The sequence below is a fragment of the Microbacterium sp. SA156 genome, from assembly GCF_049065455.1.
In the GTDB taxonomy this organism is placed as follows: Bacteria; Actinomycetota; Actinomycetes; order Actinomycetales; family Microbacteriaceae; genus Microbacterium; species Microbacterium barkeri.
Window position 1 is genome coordinate 1 of sequence record NZ_JBAKGU010000024.1, and the last position, 18,196, is coordinate 18,196.

Sequence of the window (18,196 nt, forward strand, 5' to 3'; positions counted from 1 at the left end):
AGGTCGCGCACCACTACCGCCACTTCGGCGGCGTGAGCCCGATCAACGCCCAGAACCGCGCGCTCAAGGCCGCGCTGGAGGCCGAGATCGCCCGGCGGGGCCTCGACCTGCCGGTCTACTGGGGCAACCGCAACTGGGCGCCGTACCTCGATGACGCCGTTCGGGCCGCTCACGCCGACGGACACCGCACCCTGCTCGCGRTCGCSACGAGCGCCTACAGCTCGTACTCGAGCKRYCGTCAGTAYCGCGAGGACTWCGCRCGCGYCCTCGMCGAGACGGGCCTGGGAACGGGGGACGACCCCGTGACGATCGACAAGGTGCGCCTGTTCTTCGACCACCCCGGCTTCGTCGAGCCCTTCTACGAGGGCGTGCGCGACGCGGTCGCCGGGTTCCTCGCGGACGGCGTGGGCGCCGGGGCGGTGCGCGTGCTGTTCTCGACGCACTCGATCCCGACCGCCGACGCCGACCGCTCCGGTCCGCGCGACCGCTCCTGGCCCGAGGGGGGAGCGTACGCGGCGCAGCACCGGGCCGTGGCGGCGCACATCATGCAGCGCCTCGCCGACGAGGTCCCGGCCGCAGCGAGGACCGGATGGGACCTCGTCTTCCAGTCGCGATCGGGCCCCGCGTCGCAGCCGTGGCTCGAGCCCGACGTCAACGACGTGATCGCCGGGCTGCCCGCGCAGGGTGTCGAGGCTGTCGCGATCGTGCCGCTCGGCTTCGTGAGCGACCACATGGAGGTCCTCTGGGACCTCGACAACGAGGCGATGGCGTCGGCCGCGGAGTCCGGCATCCGCGCGGTCCGCACCCGCACGCCCGGCACGCATCCGGCGTTCGTGGCGGGTCTCGTCGACCTCGTGGAGGAGCGCCTGCACGGAACGCCCGCGAGCGAGCGGCCGCACCTGACCGACCTGGGGCCCTGGTACGACGTGGCGCGCCCCGGCGACTGCGAGAACGCGCGGCTGGGCTTCCTGCCGGCCGCGGCGGGCGTCGCGCCCTGACCGTGCACGGGCACCCCCGCAGGTAGGGGAGAATCGTCTCCATGCGCATCCACATCGCGACCGATCACGCGGGTCTCGAGTTCTCGACCCAGCTGCAGCACCACCTCGCCTCCCAGGGCCACGAGGTCATCGACCACGGGCCGGTCGAGTACGACCCGCTCGACGACTACCCCGCGTTCTGCATCCGCGCGGCGCAGGCGGTCGTCGACGACCAGCGCGCCGGCGTCCCCGCGCTCGGCGTCGTCTTCGGCGGCTCGGGCAACGGCGAGCAGATCGCGGCGAACAAGGTCGAGGGCATCCGCGCGGCGCTCGTGTGGAACCTCTCGACCGCCGAGCTCGCGCGCGAGCACAACGACGCGAACGTCATCGCCATCGGCGCGCGCCAGCACACGTTCGAGGACGTCACGCGCTTCATCGACCGCTTCATCCAGACGCCGTTCTCGAACGACGAGCGTCACGTCCGCCGGATCGCGCAGATCGGCGCCTACGAGCGCGACGGCGCCCTCGTCGACGGGCCCGCTCCGCGCACGATGTCCTAGCGGATGCCCGAGGGTCATTCCGTCCACCGGATCGCGCGGCAGTTCGCGCGCAACTTCGTCGGCCGCCCGGTCGGGGCGACGAGCCCGCAGGGGCGCTTCGCGGAGGGCGCGGCCATCCTCGACGGCCGCACGATGACGCGCGCCGAGGCGGTCGGCAAGCAGATGTTCCTCGAGTTCGACGAGGATGTCTGGCTGCGCGTGCACCTCGGCCTGTACGGAGCGTGGGACTTCGCCGGCGAGATCCTCGTCGACCCGACGATCGCGTCCGCGAACGGGCGGATGGGGCAGACGAATCAGCGCGGCACCGACCGCGTGTTCGACGACGCCGGCGAGAACTCCCTCGCGTCGATCGGCGCCCCGCGTCGCACGCGCGTGCACGTGCGGATGTCCGAGCAGACGCGAGGGCTCGACGAGCCGGACGGCCTGGCCGCCTCCGACGCCGAGTGGCCGCCGCCCGTCGTCGGCCAGGTGCGCGTCCGCCTGCTCACGGAGACGACCTGCGCGGACCTCCGCGGACCCACCGCATGCGTCGTGCAGCGGCCGGACGAGATCGCCCGCGTGATCGCCAAGCTCGGCCCCGACCCGCTCGTCGGCGACGTCGGTGAGGGCGAGGAGCGCTTCCTCGCGGCGGTCCGCCGCCGGAATGTCGCGATCGGCCAGCTGCTCATGGACCAGTCGGTCGTGAGCGGCATCGGCAACGTCTACCGCGCTGAGATGCTCTTCCGCGCGGGGCTCGACCCGCACACGCCGGGGAAGGACATCCCCGAGGAGACGGTGCGCGGACTGTGGCGCGACTGGGTCGTGCTCCTGCGCATCGGCGTCGAGACGGGGCAGATGATGACCATGGACGGGCTCGAGGGCGACGCCTGGCGTCGCGCGATGGCGAGCAGGGACGACCGCCACTGGGTCTACCACCGCGCGGGCCTGCCCTGCCGGGTCTGCGGCACGGAGATCGTGCTCGAGGAGATGCAGGCGCGCAAGCTCTACTGGTGCCCGACATGCCAGCGCTGAGCCGAGGCGACCGGGTCGACGTCATCGCGGATGTCCGCATCGGGGGTGAGGGGCGCGAGCTGCTCGCCCACCCCGAGTACGACGTCGACGGCGTGTACGACGTGTGGCTCGCGGACGGACGGATCGCCGACATCGCGCCCGCTGGCGCGATCCGCCGAAGCGGCGCGGTGCTCGACGGCGCGGGCGGATGGCTCGTCCCCGGCCTCTGGGACCATCACGTGCACACGCTCGAGTGCGCGCTCGCGCAGGGCACGCCGTCGGTCGAGCACGCCGCGTCCGCCGAGGAGGCCGCGCGCGCGGCCGCGGCCGCCCCGATCCGAGCAGACGGGCGCCGGGTCGTCGCGCGCCTGCGTGACGGCCTCTGGTCGGATGCCGCCGACCTGGGCCTCCTCGACGAGGTGACCGGCGACATCCCGACCTATCTCGTGAGCTCCGATCTCCACGGCGTCTGGCTGAACTCGGCCGCCGCGCGGCGTGAGGGCCTCGCGGCCGACGCCGCGGGTCTCGTGCGCGAGGGCGCCGCCTTCCTCGTCGAGCAGCGTCTCAAGCAGCTCGCCCCGGAGGACGAGGACGCCGCGCTGGACGGGATGCTCGCGGCCGCCGCCGCGAGGGGCGTCGTCGGCGTGCAGGACCTCGAGATCGGGTGGAACGCCGATCGGTGGCGACGGCGGATGGCGCGGGGTGACGAGCGCGTCCGCGTGCGCTTCGACGTGTATCCCGACGACCTGGACCGGGCGATCGCGGAGGGGCTGTCGACCGGCGAGGCGCTCGACGGGTCGGATCGCGTGTCCTTCGGGATGCTCAAGGTCATCTCCGACGGGTCGCTCGGCACGCGGACCGCCGCGACGAGCGCCCCGTACGCCGACGGCGTCAGCCGCGGGCGCCTGAACGTCGAGCCGCGCGCCCTCATCGAGCTCGTGGCGCGCGCCGCGAGCGCGGGCATCGCGACGACGATCCACGCGATCGGGGACGTCGCGGCCCGGCACGCGCTCGACGCGTTCGCGGCCGCCGACGTGCCCGGGCGCATCGAGCACGTCCAGCTCGTCGCACGCACCGACATCGCGCGGTTCGCCCGCCTCGGCGTCGAGGCCAGCGTGCAGCCCGAGCATGCCCTCGACGATCGCGAGCTCGCCGCCGTCGAGTGGGCTGCGCAGACGGCGGTCGCCTATCCGCTCCGCGAGCTGGTCGAGGCCGGAGCCTGCCTGCTGCTCGGGTCCGACGCGCCGGTCTCGCCCCTCGACCCGTGGGTCCAGATGGCCGCCGCGGTCTTCCGCACCCGCGACGCGAGCGAGCCCTGGCGGGTCGATCAGGCTCTCGACGCCCGCACGGCCCTCGCCGCCTCGACCGACGGCGGCACGGCGGATCCGGCGAGGGTCCTGCCCGGCGAGCCGGCTGACCTGGCACTCGTCGGGCACGACCCGCTGACGGCGGGAGCCGACGCGCTGCGTGCCATGCCGGTGCACGCGACCCTCGTCGACGGGCGCCTCACGCACCTCGGCTAGGGAGCCGCGCGCCACCGCGCCGTGACACGTCGAAGGCCTCGCTCCGAGCGGAGCGAGGCCTTCTGACGAGGAGAGCGAGGGTCACTCGGCGATGTGCGCCACGAGGAACCAGCGGTCCTTCTCGAGGCCCGCCTTGATCTCGATGGCGACGTCCTGGCTCGTGAGGTCGACCTCGTCGAGACCGTCGATGGCGGCCTGGAGGTCGGCCAGAACGGCGTCGATGTCGGAGACGATGCCGCGGATGACGGCGTCCGACTGGGCGAAGCCCGCGGGCGCGCCGGTGGTCGGGACCTTGCCGGCGACGGCGGCGAGGCGCGCGTCGATGGGGAGGCCCAGGGCCACGATGCGCTCGGCGGCGAGGTCCGCCCACTCCTGCGCGTGGTCGACGAGCGTGTCGAGGAACTCGTGCACGCCGATGAAGTTGGCGCCGCGCACGTGCCAGTGCGCCTGCTTGCCGTTGACGCCGAGAGCCTGGAGGCCGAGGACGACGGGAGAGAGGAACTGGGCCGAGCCGGCGGCGACGGTCGGGTCGGCGGCGGTCGCGGAGATGGTCTGTGCGTCGCTCATGAGGGTTCTCCTTCGTCTTGCCGGGCGCGTGTCGCGCCCTGTCGCTGAAGACAACGCTACTCGTCGGCTGGCATTCCGCAAGCAAGCAGAGGCTCGGCTAAATCGCAGATGATCGGGCGAAAGTTAGGCTTGCCGAACCTGGCATCGAAAGCGAGAGGGCGCGCGCGGACGTATCGTCGGACCATGAGCGTCTCGCCCCGTGCCACGGTCCTGCCTCTCGACGGCGTGCGGCCGGTCGTCCCGCCCGACGCGTTCCTCGCCGACGGAGCGCGCGTCGTCGGCGACGTCGCGCTCGGCCCTCAGACGAGCGTCTGGTACAACGCTGTCCTCCGGGGCGACACCGGCGCCATCCGCGTGGGCGCGCGCAGCAACCTCCAGGACAGCGTCTCGGTGCACGTCGGCGGCGGCTTCGATACCGAGATCGGCGACGACGTGTCCGTCGGGCACAACGCCGTGGTGCACGGCTGCCGCATCGGCGACCGGTCGCTCATCGGCATGGGCGCCGTCGTGCTGCAGGGCGCCGAGATCGGGGCCGAGTGCCTCGTCGCTGGGGGAGCGGTTGTGCTCGAGGGCACGGTCGTGCCGCCGCGGAGTCTCGTCGCGGGAGTGCCCGCGAAGGTCCGCCGCGCACTCACGGACGAGGAGGTCGCCGGACTCCTCCGGAACGCCGAGAACTACCTCGCGCACGCGGCGCGCCATGAGGCGGCGCTCCGCGACGGCGAGCGCTGATCAGGGCGCGGTCGCGCCGAGGAGGTCGGCCGCCCGGTGTGCGGCCTCCGTGCGCGTCGCCGCTCCGAGCTTGCGGAGGATCGCGGACACGTGCACGCTGACGGTCTTCGTGCTGATGAACAGGCGCTGCCCGATCTGGCCGTTGCTGAGGCCCTCGGCGACGAGCTCGAGGACCTGGAGCTCGCGCGCCGTGAGCACCGGATCGGCGTGCCCGTCGCGCCCCTGGAGACCGGCCTCGTCGGCCAGTGCATCCAGGTCGCGCAGGACGCCGAGGACGCCGCGTTCGTGCGCGGGCGCGCGTGCGGACGGAACGAGAGCCCGGGCGCCCGCGCGGTCTCCGGCCTCGACCCGTGCCCGCACCTGCTGGGCGAGCGCGTAGGGCAGCAGCCCGACCGGCGCCTCGCGGCCCTCCGCTGCTGCCGCGGCCGCGCGCCATGACGGCTCGTCGTCGGCGAGCTCGGCGCGGGTGAGCGCACTCCACACGCCGTGCGTCGGCCAGCCCGCGAACTGGTCGATCAGGCGCTCGGCGAGCCGGCCAGCCTCCTGCCCGAACGCGTGTCCGCCGCGCCTCCCGGCCAGGCGCGCGACGCGGGCGAACGACCAGGCCAGGGGCACCGCGTTGCCCGAGTTCAGCGCGAGTCGCTCCACGGGCACGGCCCGCACGCCCGCGGCCGCGTCCCAAGCGACCTCGGGCCGCCCGTCCGCGAGCGCGAGCTCCATGTCGACGCGCGCCACGGTGAGGAGGGCCTGGATCTCGTTCTCGGCGGTCGAGCGGAGCACGGCTCGGTGCGGTTCGAGCGTCGCGGCCGCGGCGGCGAGATCGCCCCGCCAGACGAGGGACCACGCGCGGACGACCGCGAGGTACGTCACGTTGACCGACGGGGGCGAGGCGGCCAGAGCGCGGTCGATGAGGGCGTCGACCTCGTCCCACCGGCCGAGGCTCGCGAGCGGGTCGGCGGCGTTCGACGCGAGGACGGTGCCCGAGGTGCGCTCGAGGCCGTAGGCCTGAGCCTCGGCCATCCCGAGCCGGGCGAGCTCGAGCGCGCGATCCGGGTCTCCGGCCCGCTGCGCGAGATCCGACGCGTTGACCCAGTACCGCAGGCGCGCGGCGCGATCGTCGCCTGCCAGCTGCCGTGCCTGCTCGAGCTCCGCCCACCCCGCTGCGAGGTCGCCGCCGTGCGCGAGGCAGAGCCCGGCGACGTTCATCGCGTTCGAGACGAGCGCGGTCGCTCCGAGCCGCTCCGCGACGGCGGCGCCCTCGAGAGCGAGGCGGCGGGCATCGGCGCGCTCGCCGGCCAGCATGAGCCGCCCGGCGAGGGAGATGAGCAGATCGACGCGCAGCTCCTCGTGCCCGCCGATCCGCTCGACGGTCGCGAGGGCGTCGCGATACGCCTCGATGGAGCCCGGACGGGCGGCGTTGGAGAGGGCGCGCGCGAGATTGCGCGTGAGGCGGACGTGGTGGATGGAGTCGGGAGGGCACGCGGCCAGCGCGGAGCGCGACACGGCGATGCTGCGCTCGGTCTCGCCGGCGTTGCGGAGGTAGGTCGCGGCCCTCCCCATGAGCTCGAGCCACGGCATCCCGGCCGTGCTCTCGGCGTCGGGCACGGCATCCCACATCGCGAGCGCCTGCTCGGCGTGCTGTGCGGCGGACGCGTAGGCGGAGCTCGCCCGCGCCTCCTGCATCGCGCGGATCGAGGCGGGGAACGCCCGCGCGGCGTCTCGCGTCGACGCCAGGTGGTGCGCGACGGCCGCTGCCACGCGCGCGCCGGATGCGGCACGCTCCTCGAGCGCCTCGGCGTAGCGCTCGTGGAGCCGCTCGCGCTCGCCGGGAAGGGCGTCCTCGAGGATGGCCTCGCGCACGAGCGCGTGCCGGAACGCGTAGCCGTCGTCCGTGAGGACGAGGAGGCCCGCGTCGAGGGCCTCGCGGAGGGCGGCGTCGCGCGCGGTCGCGTCGAGGCCGTCGACCCTCTCGAGGAGCGCGTGCGCGACGGACAGCCCGCCGACCGAGAGAGCGCGCGCAAGCGCTCGTGCCGGATCGGACAGCCGCTCGTACCGCGCGAGCAGCAGGCTCCGCAGGCCGCCGGGGAGGGCGCGCTCGTCGTCGCAGCCCTCCACGGCGACGAGCTCCTCGAGATAGAAGGGCACGCCGTCGCTGCGGGCGGCGATCGCGTCGAGCTGCGGCCCCGCGACCGCCGTGCCGGTCAGCTCGCCGACGAGCGCGCGGACGTCCTCGCGGTCCAGGCGGCCCAGCTCGACGCGCGTCGTGGCGCGGCTGCGCGCCAGCTCGCCGAGCAGATCGCGCGCGGGGTGCGTGCGGCCGATGTCCTCGGGCCGGTACGTGGCCACGACGAGCAGACGGGCGTCGAGCGAGACCCGCGCGAGGTAGGCGAGCACGCCGAGGCTCGCCCTGTCCATCCAGTGCACGTCCTCGAGGACGAGCACGACCGGGCGCTCGCGGCTCGCGGTCTCGAGCAGATGGGCGAGCGCCTCGTAGGGCTGCTGGCCGGTCGGCTCCGCCTCGCTCGCGAGCGCGGGCGCCATGCCCGAGAGGGCGGCGGCCCCGGGGCCCGCCAGCTCGCGCACGCGGTCGACGCCGAGGTCGGCGATGAGCACCCGCAGCGCGGCGGTGAAGGGCGTGTACGCCTCGCCGACGCGACCGAGGTCGACGCAGTGGCCCACGAGGACGCGCGCGCGGCCGCCGACCGCGGCCGCGAGATCGGAGACGAGCCGCGACTTGCCGATGCCGGCCTCGCCCGAGACGAGCGCGAGCGCGGGCTCGCCGCGCTCGGCGGCCTCGAAGAGCGCGACGAGCTGAGCGTGCTCGCTCTCGCGCCCGACCGTGCGCGGACTGGTCCTGATCGTCACCGCGTCATCATCACACGGACCGTCGACATCGCGGCGGACGGCGGACGTCACGACGAGAGGCGCGGGAGGAGTCGACGCGCCCGGGATGCTCGCCGAGTCGGGATCCGATCGCCCTGTGCGGCGTCGGCCTCGAGTCGCTCGCGGATCGAGCGCTCGCGAGCCGCACGGCGCTCGGCCTCCTCGATCTCGGCGCGGTGGACGGAGAGGCTGTGGAGAGGATCGATGAACATGACTCCACGGTCGTCCCTGAGGCGGCGCCGGAGCATCGGCAGAACGCCGTATTCCCGGGGCCGGACGAGCCGGATGAGGTACCTCAGCCCGTGCCGTGTCGGAAGCACGTGCGCGCGTGGGATAGGATCGTTCACGCTGCCGGACGCAGTTCCGGGGATGTAGCTCAATGGTAGAGCCCCAGTCTTCCAAACTGGTCACGCGGGTTCGATTCCCGTCATCCCCTCCATCTCCTCTCTCGCCGCCCCGGGTGGCGAGTCCCGCCCGATCGGTCGGCTAGACTTTCCGAGGCCGTTTCGTGTTCCCGTGCGCGGGGATATCCGCGGGGCGTAGCTCAGCTTGGTAGAGCGCCCGCTTTGGGAGCGGGAGGCCGCAGGTTCAAATCCTGTCGCCCCGACCAACGGCCCATCCAGACCTCAGCCCGCGTCGCGACCGGCGTGCGGGTCCGTCACAAGGAGAAACGAACCAGCATGGTGAACAGCACCGTCGAGAAGCTCAGCCCGACGCGGGTGAAGCTTCACATCACGGTCAGCCCCGAAGACCTCAAGCCGAGCATCCAGCACGCGTACGAGCACATCGCGCGCGACGTGCAGGTCCCCGGCTTCCGCAAGGGCAAGGTTCCCGCTCCGATCATCGACCAGCGCGTCGGCCGCGGCGCGGTCATCGAGCACGCCGTCAACGAGGGCCTCGACGGGTTCTTCCGCGCCGCCGTCGCCGAGAACGACGTGAAGATCCTCGGGCGCCCGCAGGCGGACATCGTCGAGTGGCCGAGCGACAAGGACTTCTCGGGCGACCTCGTCGTCGACGTCGAGGTCGACGTGCGCCCCGAGTTCGAGATCCCCGCCTACGAGGGCCTCACCGTCACGGTCGACGCCGTCGAGATCGACGACGCGAAGATCGACGAGGAGCTCGACAGCCTGCGCGCCCGCTTCGGCACGCTCGTGCCCGTGGACCGCCCGGCCGCGAAGGGCGACTTCGTCGAGCTCGACCTCGTCGCCAAGATCGACGACCAGGAGATCGACCGCGCCGAGGGCGTGTCGTACGAGGTCGGCTCGGGCGAGCTGCTCGACGGCATCGACGAGGCCGTCGAGTCGCTCACCGCCGGCGAGGAGACCACGTTCCGCTCCAAGCTCGTGGGCGGAGACCACGCGGGCGAGGAGGCCGAGGTCGCCGTGACCGTCAAGGCCGTCAAGGAGCGCGAGCTCCCCGAGGCCGACGACGACTTCGCGCAGATGGCGAGCGAGTTCGACACGATCGCCGAGCTGCGCGAGTCGCTCAAGGAGACTGCCGCGACGCGCGGAGCGTTCTCGCAGGGCTCCGCCGCGCGCGACAAGCTCGTCGAGACGCTGCTCGAGGCGGTCGAGATCCCGGTTCCCGCGAGCCTCATCGAGGACGAGGTGCACCGTCACCTCGAGCAGGAGAACCGCCTCGAGGACGACGAGCACCGCGCCGAGGTGACCGAGGCGAGCGAGAAGCAGTTCCGCACGCAGATCCTCTTCGACGCGATCGCCGAGAAGCTCGACGTGCAGGTCTCGCAGGACGAGTTCACGCAGTACCTCATCCAGGCGTCGGGCCAGTACGGCATGTCGCCGCAGGACTTCGTGCAGGCGCTCCAGCAGGGCAACCAGCTGCCGGCTCTCATGGGCGACGTCGCGCGCAACAAGGCGATCGCGATCGTCCTCGGCAAGGTGTCCGTCGTCGACACCGCGGGCAACCCGGTCGACGTGAGCGACTTCGCGGCCGTCGACGACGAGCCCGAGGCCGAAGAGGCTGCTGCGGAGGAGGCTCCGGCCGACGAGGCTGGTGCGGCCGAGGAGGCTCCCGCTGCGGAGGAGGCTCCGGCCGAGGAGGCTCCCGCGGCCGAGAAGAAGCCCAAGCGCACGCGCAAGACCGCGAAGGCGGCCGACGAGGCCGAGTGATCTCAGCGGATCCTGAGGAGGGCGGGTGCTTCGGCACCCGCCCTCCTCGCGTCTGCCGACTCAGATCCGCACGACGGCTCCCGCGCGCGGCGGCACGAGCATCGCGCCGTCGTCGTCATCGAGCGGCGCCGTCGCGAAGACGACGTCCGCGGTCGGCCGGATGCGCAGCGGCTCGTCCGCCAGGTTGACGACGATCTCCAGGCCGCCCCGTCGGAGCCGGATCCAGCGCTCGTCCTCGCTCCACTCCGCCGACACCCGCTCGAGGCGCGGATCGACGAGGTCGGGCTCCGCCCTGCGCAGGCGCGCGAGCGCGCGATGGACGGCGAGGATGCGCGTGTGCCGCGTCGGAGCGCCATCCGCGGGATAGGGCTCGCTCCAGTCGAGCCGCGAGCGCGCGAACGTCGCGGGGTCCTGCGGGTCGGGCACGGTCTCGCGCTCCCATCCCATCCGCGCGAATTCCTCCCTGCGCCCCTCCCTGGTCGCCTCCCCGAGCTGCGGATCGGGATGCGACGTGAAGAACTGCCAGGGCGTGGACGCTGCCCACTCCTCGCCCATGAAGAGCATCGGCGTGAACGGCGACGCGAGGCAGAGGAGCGCCGCGACGGCGAGCAGGTCCTCGTCGAGCGCGGCGGCCAGGCGATCGCCCGTCGCGCGGTTGCCGATCTGGTCGTGATTCTGCGTGTAGGTGACGAGCCGCCACGCGGGAGTGCCGGGCGGAAGGGGGCGGCCGTGGGCGCGTCCGCGGAAGGACGACCACGTGCCGTCGTGGAAGAACCCGCGGGTCGCCGCCTTCGCGAGGGCCGACAGCGGAGCGAAGTCGGCGTAGTAGCCGTGCGTCTCGCCCGTGAGCGCGACGTGGACAGCGTGGTGGTAGTCGTCGCTCCACTGCGCGTGCACGCCGTACCCGCCCGCCTCTCGGGGCGAGATGAGGGTCGGATCGTTGAGGTCCGATTCGGCGATGAGCGTGAGCGGCCGACGCAGGTGCGCGCTGAGCGCGTCGACCTCCTCGGCGAGCTCCTGGAGGATGTGCGTCGGGCTGTCGTCGACGAGCGCGTGGACGGCGTCGAGCCGGAGGGCGTCGACATGGTGGTCCCGCAGCCACATGAGCGCGTTCTCGACGATATGCGCGCGCACGGCGGGCAGGCGCAGGTCGACGCCTGCGCCCCACGTGTTCTCGTCGTCCTCGCGCAGGTACGGCCCGAACCGGGGGAGGTGGTTGCCGCTCGGCCCGAGGTGGTTGTAGACGACGTCCTGGATCACGCCGACGCCCGCGGCGTGGCAGGCATCGACGAACCGCTGGTAGGCGTCCGGGCCGCCGTAGCTCTCGTCGACCGCGTACCAGAGGACGCCGTCGTAGCCCCAGTTGCGCGGGCCGTCGAAGGCGTTCACGGGCAGGAGCTCGACGAAGTCGACGCCGAGGTCGACGAGGTGCGGCAGACGCGCCGCGGCGGCGTCGAGCGTCCCCTCGGGCGTGAACGTGCCCACGTGGAGCTCGTAGATGAGGCCGCCCGCGAGCTGCCGGCCCGTCCATCCGCTGTCCTGCCACGCGTGTGCCGACGGGTCGTGCACGCGGCTGAGCCCGTCGACCCCGTCGGGCTGCCAGCGCGAGCGCGGATCGGGCAGGGGCGTGTCGTCGTCGTCGAGCAGGTAGCCGTAGGCGGCGCCGTGCCGCGGCTCGGCGTCGGACGTCCACCATCCGTCGGGCGCTGCTCGCATCGCGAGCCGCGATCCGTCGAGCACGAGCGTCGCGGTCCGCGCGTGCGGCGCCCACACCTCGAAGCTCACGGCGCCTGCCTCAGAAGCAGGGCGACGGGGTAGGTGCGCAGAAGCTCGGCGAGGGGGACGGCACCGCCCTCGGTCTCGGCGCCGGTGAGGGCATCCGCGTATCGGCCGGGAGGGAGGAGCACGGATGCGCTGCCCCATCCGCCGGCGCGGGCGAGGCCGATCGGGAGGCGGGTCGCGATCGCGACGGCCCCGCCGCGGTCGAACGCGATCGCGTGCCGCCCCGTGTCGCCGATCACAGTCAGCGGCGCGTAGCGCGTGAAGAGCTCGGGTCGATCGCGTCGCGCCCTCAGCGCGCGCGAGGTGACGAGCAGCTTCGCCGCGCCGCTCTCGTCGAGGGGCGGCGGCGGTCCGGCATCGAGCTGCGCGAGCAGGGCGCGCCGCTCGCCGAAGTCGACGGGGCGCCGGTTGTCGGGATCGACCAGCGAGCGGTTCCAGAGCTCCGCGCCCTGGTACACGTCGGGCACGCCGGGCATCGCGAGCTGCAGCAGCTTCGCGGAGAGGCCGTTCGACCAGCCGGCCGGGCGGATGGCGTCCACGAGGCCCTCGAGGGCGGCGGCCGCCTCGGGGTCGTCGAATGCCGCGTCGACGAGGGCGTGGAGCCGCCCCTCGAAGTCCGCGTCGGGAGAGCGCCACGATGTGCCGGTCGCGGCCTCCCGTGCGGCCTTCTCCGCGTAGGCGCGAGCGCGTTCGCGGGAGACGGGCCACGCGCCCGCGAGCGTGCTCCACAGGAGCGCCGCGAGCGGGGCGTCGCCCAGGGGAGCGCGCGCGAGAAGCGTCGCGAGGGTCGTGCGCCAGAGCTCCGGCACCTCGGCGAGCGCATCGATCCGCGCGCGGGTGTCCTCGCCCCGCTTCGTGTCGTGCGTCGAGAGCGACGTGAGCGACGCGGGTGTGCGCGCCTGACGCTCGATCTGGCGCCGGTGGAACTCGGCGACATCGATCGCGAACTCCGAGGGATCGCCGCCCACCTCCGCAAGCGAGGCGAGTCGCGCGACGCGGTAGAACACGGTGTCCTCGACGCCCTTGGCCATCACGGCGCCCGAGGTCTGCTGGAGGCGCGCCGCGGCGGGCTCCGCGGGGTCGGAGAGGACCGGGAGGAGCGCCTCGACGGCCGCCGCCAGGTCGGGCCGTCTCCGCGCCGCCTCGGCGACGGCGGCGTGGAGGTGCTCGGCTCCGGCGGGCAGATACGACCGGTACACGGGGAAGCAGGCGAGGATCTCGGCGAGCGCGTCGGCGGCGTCCGCGCCGCCGGGCAGGGCCCGGTCCGGCAGGAGCCGCACGAGCCGACGCACCTCGGACGCGAGGATGCCGTCGGCCGCGGCGCGCTTGCCGTCGTGGACGAGGTCGTCCCACGCGGCGCGCGAGCCGCGCAGCTCCTCCTCGAGCGCGTCGAGCTGGGCGCGGCCGGCCGGGTCGACGAGCACGCGATCGACGTCTCCGAGCGCCTCGTACCCGGTCGTGCCGGCCGTCGCCCAGTGCGCGGGCAGGTGCTCTCCGGCCTCGAGGATCTTCTCGACGACGACGTAGCGGCCCCCGGTCGCGTCCGCGAGGCGCGCGAGGTACCCTCCCGGGTCGGCGAGGCCGTCCGGATGGTCGATGCGGAGCCCGTCCACGAGGCCGCCGCGGAGCCAGCGGAGGATCTCGGCGTGCGATGCGTCGAACACCCACGGCTCCTCGACGCGGATCGCCGCGAGCGAGGAGACCGCGAAGAACCGGCGGTAGTTCAGCTCCGCGTCGCCGCGCCGCCAGTCGACGAGCTCATAGTGCTGGCGGCCGTGCACGGTCTCCGGATCGGCGCCGTCGTCGGCCGATCCCGGGGCGAGGGGGAATCTCTGATCGCCGCAGCGCAGCTCGCCGTCCTCGATCCGAAGCGGAGGGCTGTCATCCCCGAGCACGGGCAGTCGCACGCGTCCGCCGCCCGCGGCCCAGTCGATGTCGAACGCATCCGCCCACCGGGACGCCCGGCCGTGCGCGAGGACATCCCACCACCAGGGGTTGTTCGCCGGCGTCGCGACGCCCATGTGGTTCGGGACGACGTCGACGAGCACGCCGAGCTCGGCCTCCTGTGCGGCCGCGGAGAGACGGGCGAGCCCGTCGGCTCCGCCGCGCAGCGGGTCCACGCGCGTGTGGTCGACGACGTCGTAGCCGTGGTTCGAGCCGGGTTCCGCCGCGAGCAGGGGCGAGAGGTAGAGCCAGTCTGCCCCGAGCGCGCGCACATACGCGACGGCACCCGCCGCGTCATCGAGGTCGAAGTCCGCGCTGATCTGCAGGCGGTACGTCGAGCGCGGCGTTCGCGGGGTCACGCGCCGTCCTCTTCCGCGGCGCGCTCGAGCCGGAGCCGCACCGATGCGGCGGGGGAGTGATCGGGCGACTCCTCCGGTGCACGGTGCTCGCGGAGCACGAGCATCGAGCGGGCCGTCACGGCGAGCGACGACCCCGCCGCGCGCGGCGTCGGATCTGCGCCGTCCGCGGTGTCGAGCACGATCTCCCACTGGGGGCAGTACTCGTCGGGCGGCAGCGTGAAGTCCACCTCGCTGTCATGCGCGTTGAAGCAGATGAGGAAGTGCACGTCGACGATCCGCTCGCCGCGCGGGCCGCGGCCGCCGATGCCCTGTCCGTTCAGGAAGACGCCGAGCGAGCGCGCGTACGCGGTCTCCCAGTCCTCGGGCTCCATGGGGTCGCCGCCGGGGCGCAGCCACACGATGTCGGGCAGGGGGTCGCCCTTGCCGCGGCGGACGGGCCGCCCGTCGAAGAACCGCAGTCGTCGGAACGCCGGGTGCCGCCGGCGCAGGCGCGACACGGCGGCCGTGAACTCGATGAGCGGGCCGTCCGCCTCGTCCCAGTGCACCCACGTGAGCTCGCTGTCCTGCGCGTAGCCGTTGTTGTTGCCGCGCTGCGTGCGTCCGAGCTCGTCCCCGTGGGGAAGCATGGGAACGCCCTGCGAGAGCAGGAGGGTCGCGAGGAAGTTCCGCTGCTGGCGCGCGCGCAGCTCGAGGACAGCGGGGTCGTCGGTCGGTCCCTCGACTCCCAGGTTGTACGAGCGGTTGTGGGACTCGCCGTCGCGCCCGCCCTCCCCGTTGGCCTCGTTGTGCTTCTCGTTGTACGACACGAGGTCGTTGAGCGTGAACCCGTCGTGCGCCGTGACGAAGTTGATCGAGGCCGACGGGAGCCGTGCCGATGTCTCGTAGAGGTCGGCCGACCCGGTGATGCGCGACGCGAACTCGCCGAGCGTCGCGGGCTCGCCGCGCCAGAAGTCGCGCACGGTGTCGCGGTACTTGCCGTTCCACTCCGTCCACTGCGGAGGGAAGTTGCCGACCTGGTAGCCGCCGGGTCCGACGTCCCAGGGCTCGGCGATGAGCTTGACCTGCGAGACGACCGGGTCCTGCTGCACGAGGTCGAAGAAGCTCGACAGCCGGTCGACGTCGTAGAACTCGCGCGCGAGCGTCGCCGCGAGGTCGAAGCGGAAGCCGTCGACGTGCATCTCGGTGACCCAGTACCGGAGCGAGTCCATGAGGAGCTGGAGCGCGTGCGGGTTGCGCACGTTGAGGCTGTTGCCCGTGCCGGTGTAGTCCATGTAGAAGGACGGGTCGTCGTCGACGAGCCGGTAGTACGCGCGGTTGTCGATCCCGCGGAACGACAGGGTCGGGCCGAGGTGGTTGCCCTCCGCGGTGTGGTTGTAGACGACGTCGAGGATGACCTCGATGCCGGCCGCGTGCAGTGCGCGGACCATCCCCTTGAACTCCTGGACCTGCGCGCCGGCGTCGCCCGATGAGGAGTACTCGTTGTGCGGCGCGAAGAAGCCGAGCGTGTTGTACCCCCAGTAGTTGCGCAGTCCCCGCTCGATGAGATGGCCGTCGTGCACGAACTGATGGACCGGCATGAGCTCGATCGCGGTCACGCCGAGCTTGCGCAGGTGGGCGATGACGCTCGGATGGGCGATGCCCGCGTAGGTGCCGCGCTGCGCCTCGGGGACGTCGGGGTGCAGCGCCGTGAGGCCCTTCACATGCGCCTCGTAGATGAGCGTGCGGTCGTACGGGACGGACGGCGGCCGGTCGTCCCGCCAGTCGAAGTACGGGTTGACGACGACCGCGAGCAGCGTGTGGCCCGCGGAATCGGCCTCGTTCGGCTTCTCCGGGTCGTCGAAGTCGTAGTCGTAGAGCGACGCGTCCCAGTCGACCGCACCGGAGAGCGCCTTCGCGTACGGGTCGACGAGCAGCTTGTGCGGGTTGCACCGGAGCCCCTGGGCGGGGTCGCGCGGCCCGTGCACGCGGTAGCCGTAGCGCTGGCCGGGGCCGACATCCGGGAGGTACGCATGCCAGACGAACGCGTCGACCTCGGTGAGCTCGACGCGGGTCTCGGCCCCCGCATCGTCGAAGAGGCAGAGCTCGACGCGCTCGGCGACCTCGCTGAAGAGGGCGAAGTTCGTCCCGTCGCCGTCGTACGACGCTCCGAGGGGGTAGGGGTTTCCGGGCCAGGTGTTCATGCGCGCCTTCCTCGCGGTCCGGAGGCTCCCGGGGCGGACCCCTCCGTTGATCCGCGCCGATGCCGCCACGCTAACGGGCGCGACGTGCCGGAGGGAAGGGCTTGCGGAAGGGCGGTCCGACAGGGCATGCGACACCCGATATGCCCAGGGCGAACACGACCGGACCGCTGAAACGGCGCCGGTAGGGTCGATCTCGACGCATCACCGAAATGGAGTGATTTCATGGCCGAACCGCTGATGGCACAGAGTGTCTTCGACAGGCTTCTCAAGGACCGCATCATCTGGCTGGGCTCGGAGGTGCGCGACGAGAACGCGAACGAGATCTGCGCGAAGATCCTCCTTCTCGCCGCGGAGGACTCCGAGAAGGACATCTACCTCTACATCAACTCGCCCGGCGGCTCGATCACGGCCGGCATGGCGATCTACGACACCATGCAGTTCGTGCCCAACGACATCGTCACGGTGGGCATCGGCATGGCCGCCTCGATGGGGCAGCTCCTGCTCACGAGCGGGACGAAGGGCAAGCGGTACATCACGCCCAACGCACGCGTCCTGCTGCACCAGCCGCACGGCGGCTTCGGCGGCACCGCGAGCGACATCCAGACGCAGGCCGAGCTCATCGTCTCGATGAAGAACCGCCTCGCCGAGATCACCGCGGCGCAGACCGGGAAGACCGTCGAGCAGATCAACGAGGACGGCGACCGCGACCGCTGGTTCACCGCCGACGAGGCGCTCGAGTACGGGTTCGTGGACCACATCCGCGAGCATGCGGCGGACGTGACGGGCGCGGGCGGCACCGACCGCGACGCGCAGTGAGCCGAGAGACGAGGACGCACACGATGAACACCCCCTACACCGGCGCGGCGACGCCGCAGGGCTTCCAGCTCCCGAGCAGCCGCTACATCCTGCCGCAGTTCGAGGAGCGCACGGCATACGGCTACAAGCGCCAGGACCCGTACAACAAGCTCTTCGAGGACCGCGTCATCTTCCTGGGCGTCCAGGTCGACGACGCGTCGGCGGACGACGTCATGGCGCAGCTGCTCGTGCTCGAGAGCCAGGACCCCGACCGCGACATCATCATGTACATCAACTCGCCCGGCGGCTCGTTCACGGCCATGACGGCGATCTACGACACGATGCAGTACATCTCGCCCCAGATCCAGACCGTCGTGCTGGGTCAGGCCGCCTCGGCGGCGGCCGTGCTGCTCGCGGCCGGCGCGCCGGGCAAGCGCCTCGCGCTGCCCAACGCGCGGATCCTCATCCACCAGCCCGCGGTCGGCGAGTCCGGCCACGGGCAGGCGTCGGACATCGAGATCCAGGCGGCCGAGATCCTGCGCATGCGCACGTGGCTCGAGGAGACGCTCGCGAAGCACTCGAACAAGTCGCAGGCCGAGGTCCACAAGGACATCGACCGCGACAAGATCCTGGGTGGCACCGAGGCGGTCGAGTACGGCCTCGTCGACCAGGTCCTCACGTCGCGCAAGCGCACGCCGCTGACGAAGTAGGACGAGCAGGATCCTGCAGGATGCCCCGGTCGCGCGCTCGCACGGCCGGGGCATCCCGCATCCATGCC

General features: G+C 72.8%; 14 protein-coding genes and 2 tRNA genes. 10 read left to right on the forward strand and 6 right to left on the reverse strand.

The window, feature by feature from the left end:
• The 4 genes from ACOWU6_RS16040 to ACOWU6_RS16055 all read left to right on the forward strand — a co-directional run.
• Positions 1-998: ferrochelatase (locus ACOWU6_RS16040; RefSeq protein WP_421076317.1), on the forward strand; the 998-nt coding region annotated here is incomplete at its 5' end.
• 41 nt (positions 999-1,039) lie between these two features.
• Positions 1,040-1,537, forward strand: a complete 498-nt coding sequence (locus tag ACOWU6_RS16045; RefSeq protein WP_271172033.1) for a ribose-5-phosphate isomerase — start codon at positions 1,040-1,042, stop codon at positions 1,535-1,537.
• 3 nt (positions 1,538-1,540) lie between these two features.
• Positions 1,541-2,548 carry an Fpg/Nei family DNA glycosylase gene (locus ACOWU6_RS16050; protein ID WP_421076318.1) on the forward strand — a complete coding sequence of 336 codons (1,008 nt, stop codon included), beginning with the start codon at positions 1,541-1,543 and terminating at the stop codon, positions 2,546-2,548.
• A complete protein-coding gene (locus tag ACOWU6_RS16055; RefSeq protein ID WP_421076329.1) occupies positions 2,536-4,050 on the forward strand; it encodes an amidohydrolase in 1,515 nt (504 codons plus the stop codon). Before ACOWU6_RS16050 ends, ACOWU6_RS16055 begins: the two co-directional genes overlap by 13 nt.
• Positions 4,051-4,131: 81 nt before the next feature.
• Here ACOWU6_RS16055 and ACOWU6_RS16060 read toward each other — a convergent pair whose 3' ends face one another.
• On the reverse strand, positions 4,132-4,617 hold the full coding sequence (locus ACOWU6_RS16060) for a Dps family protein (RefSeq protein WP_421076319.1): 486 nt from the start codon (positions 4,615-4,617) through the stop codon (positions 4,132-4,134).
• Between the two features lie 183 nt (positions 4,618-4,800).
• Here ACOWU6_RS16060 and ACOWU6_RS16065 point away from each other — a divergent pair, with 183 nt between their 5' ends.
• Positions 4,801-5,346, forward strand: coding sequence for a gamma carbonic anhydrase family protein (locus tag ACOWU6_RS16065; protein WP_324014644.1), 546 nt, complete (start codon positions 4,801-4,803; stop codon positions 5,344-5,346).
• Here the strand turns inward: ACOWU6_RS16065 and ACOWU6_RS16070 are convergent, their stop codons facing one another.
• Together ACOWU6_RS16070 and ACOWU6_RS16075 are read right to left on the reverse strand one after the other, a co-directional pair.
• Positions 5,347-8,211 carry a helix-turn-helix transcriptional regulator gene (locus ACOWU6_RS16070; RefSeq protein ID WP_421076320.1) on the reverse strand — a complete coding sequence of 955 codons (2,865 nt, stop codon included), beginning with the start codon at positions 8,209-8,211 and terminating at the stop codon, positions 5,347-5,349.
• Positions 8,212-8,258: 47 nt separating this feature from the next.
• Positions 8,259-8,441, reverse strand: a complete 183-nt coding sequence (locus ACOWU6_RS16075; protein WP_271172028.1) for a hypothetical protein — start codon at positions 8,439-8,441, stop codon at positions 8,259-8,261.
• A 153-nt stretch (positions 8,442-8,594) separates the two neighbouring features.
• On the opposite strand from ACOWU6_RS16075, the gene ACOWU6_RS16080 reads away from it, so the two are divergent.
• The 3 genes from ACOWU6_RS16080 to tig all read left to right on the forward strand — a co-directional run bounded on the left by ACOWU6_RS16080 (position 8,595) and on the right by tig (position 10,358).
• Positions 8,595-8,668: transfer RNA gene (locus ACOWU6_RS16080), tRNA-Gly, on the forward strand.
• Positions 8,669-8,762: 94 nt separating this feature from the next.
• Positions 8,763-8,839 (forward strand) — tRNA-Pro (locus ACOWU6_RS16085).
• 70 nt (positions 8,840-8,909) lie between these two features.
• Entirely contained in the window at positions 8,910-10,358 is a 1,449-nt protein-coding gene (tig, locus tag ACOWU6_RS16090) for a trigger factor (RefSeq protein WP_271172027.1), read from the forward strand.
• 60 nt (positions 10,359-10,418) lie between these two features.
• On the opposite strand, the gene treZ is transcribed toward tig, so the two are convergent.
• The 3 genes from treZ to glgX are packed head-to-tail and all read right to left on the reverse strand — an operon-like array spanning position 10,419 to position 16,623.
• Complete coding sequence (treZ, locus tag ACOWU6_RS16095; protein ID WP_421076321.1) at positions 10,419-12,143, reverse strand: malto-oligosyltrehalose trehalohydrolase; 1,725 nt, start codon at positions 12,141-12,143, stop codon at positions 10,419-10,421.
• Positions 12,140-14,443 (reverse strand): malto-oligosyltrehalose synthase, encoded by a 2,304-nt coding sequence (gene treY, locus ACOWU6_RS16100; RefSeq protein ID WP_421076322.1) that lies wholly within the window; start codon positions 14,441-14,443, stop codon positions 12,140-12,142. The genes treZ and treY overlap by 4 nt, the downstream gene beginning before the upstream one ends.
• Complete coding sequence (glgX, locus tag ACOWU6_RS16105; RefSeq protein ID WP_421076323.1) at positions 14,440-16,623, reverse strand: glycogen debranching protein GlgX; 2,184 nt, start codon at positions 16,621-16,623, stop codon at positions 14,440-14,442. The genes treY and glgX overlap by 4 nt, the downstream gene beginning before the upstream one ends.
• 222 nt (positions 16,624-16,845) lie before the next feature.
• Between glgX and ACOWU6_RS16110 the strand changes: the two genes are divergently transcribed.
• Both ACOWU6_RS16110 and ACOWU6_RS16115 read left to right on the forward strand, forming a co-directional pair.
• Positions 16,846-17,439 carry an ATP-dependent Clp protease proteolytic subunit gene (locus ACOWU6_RS16110; RefSeq protein ID WP_271172023.1) on the forward strand — a complete coding sequence of 198 codons (594 nt, stop codon included), beginning with the start codon at positions 16,846-16,848 and terminating at the stop codon, positions 17,437-17,439.
• A gap of 23 nt (positions 17,440-17,462) precedes the next feature.
• The gene (locus tag ACOWU6_RS16115) at positions 17,463-18,128 is read left to right on the forward strand and encodes an ATP-dependent Clp protease proteolytic subunit (protein WP_271172022.1); all 666 of its coding nucleotides are present in this window, start codon (positions 17,463-17,465) and stop codon (positions 18,126-18,128) included.
• Positions 18,129-18,196 lie beyond the last annotated feature (68 nt).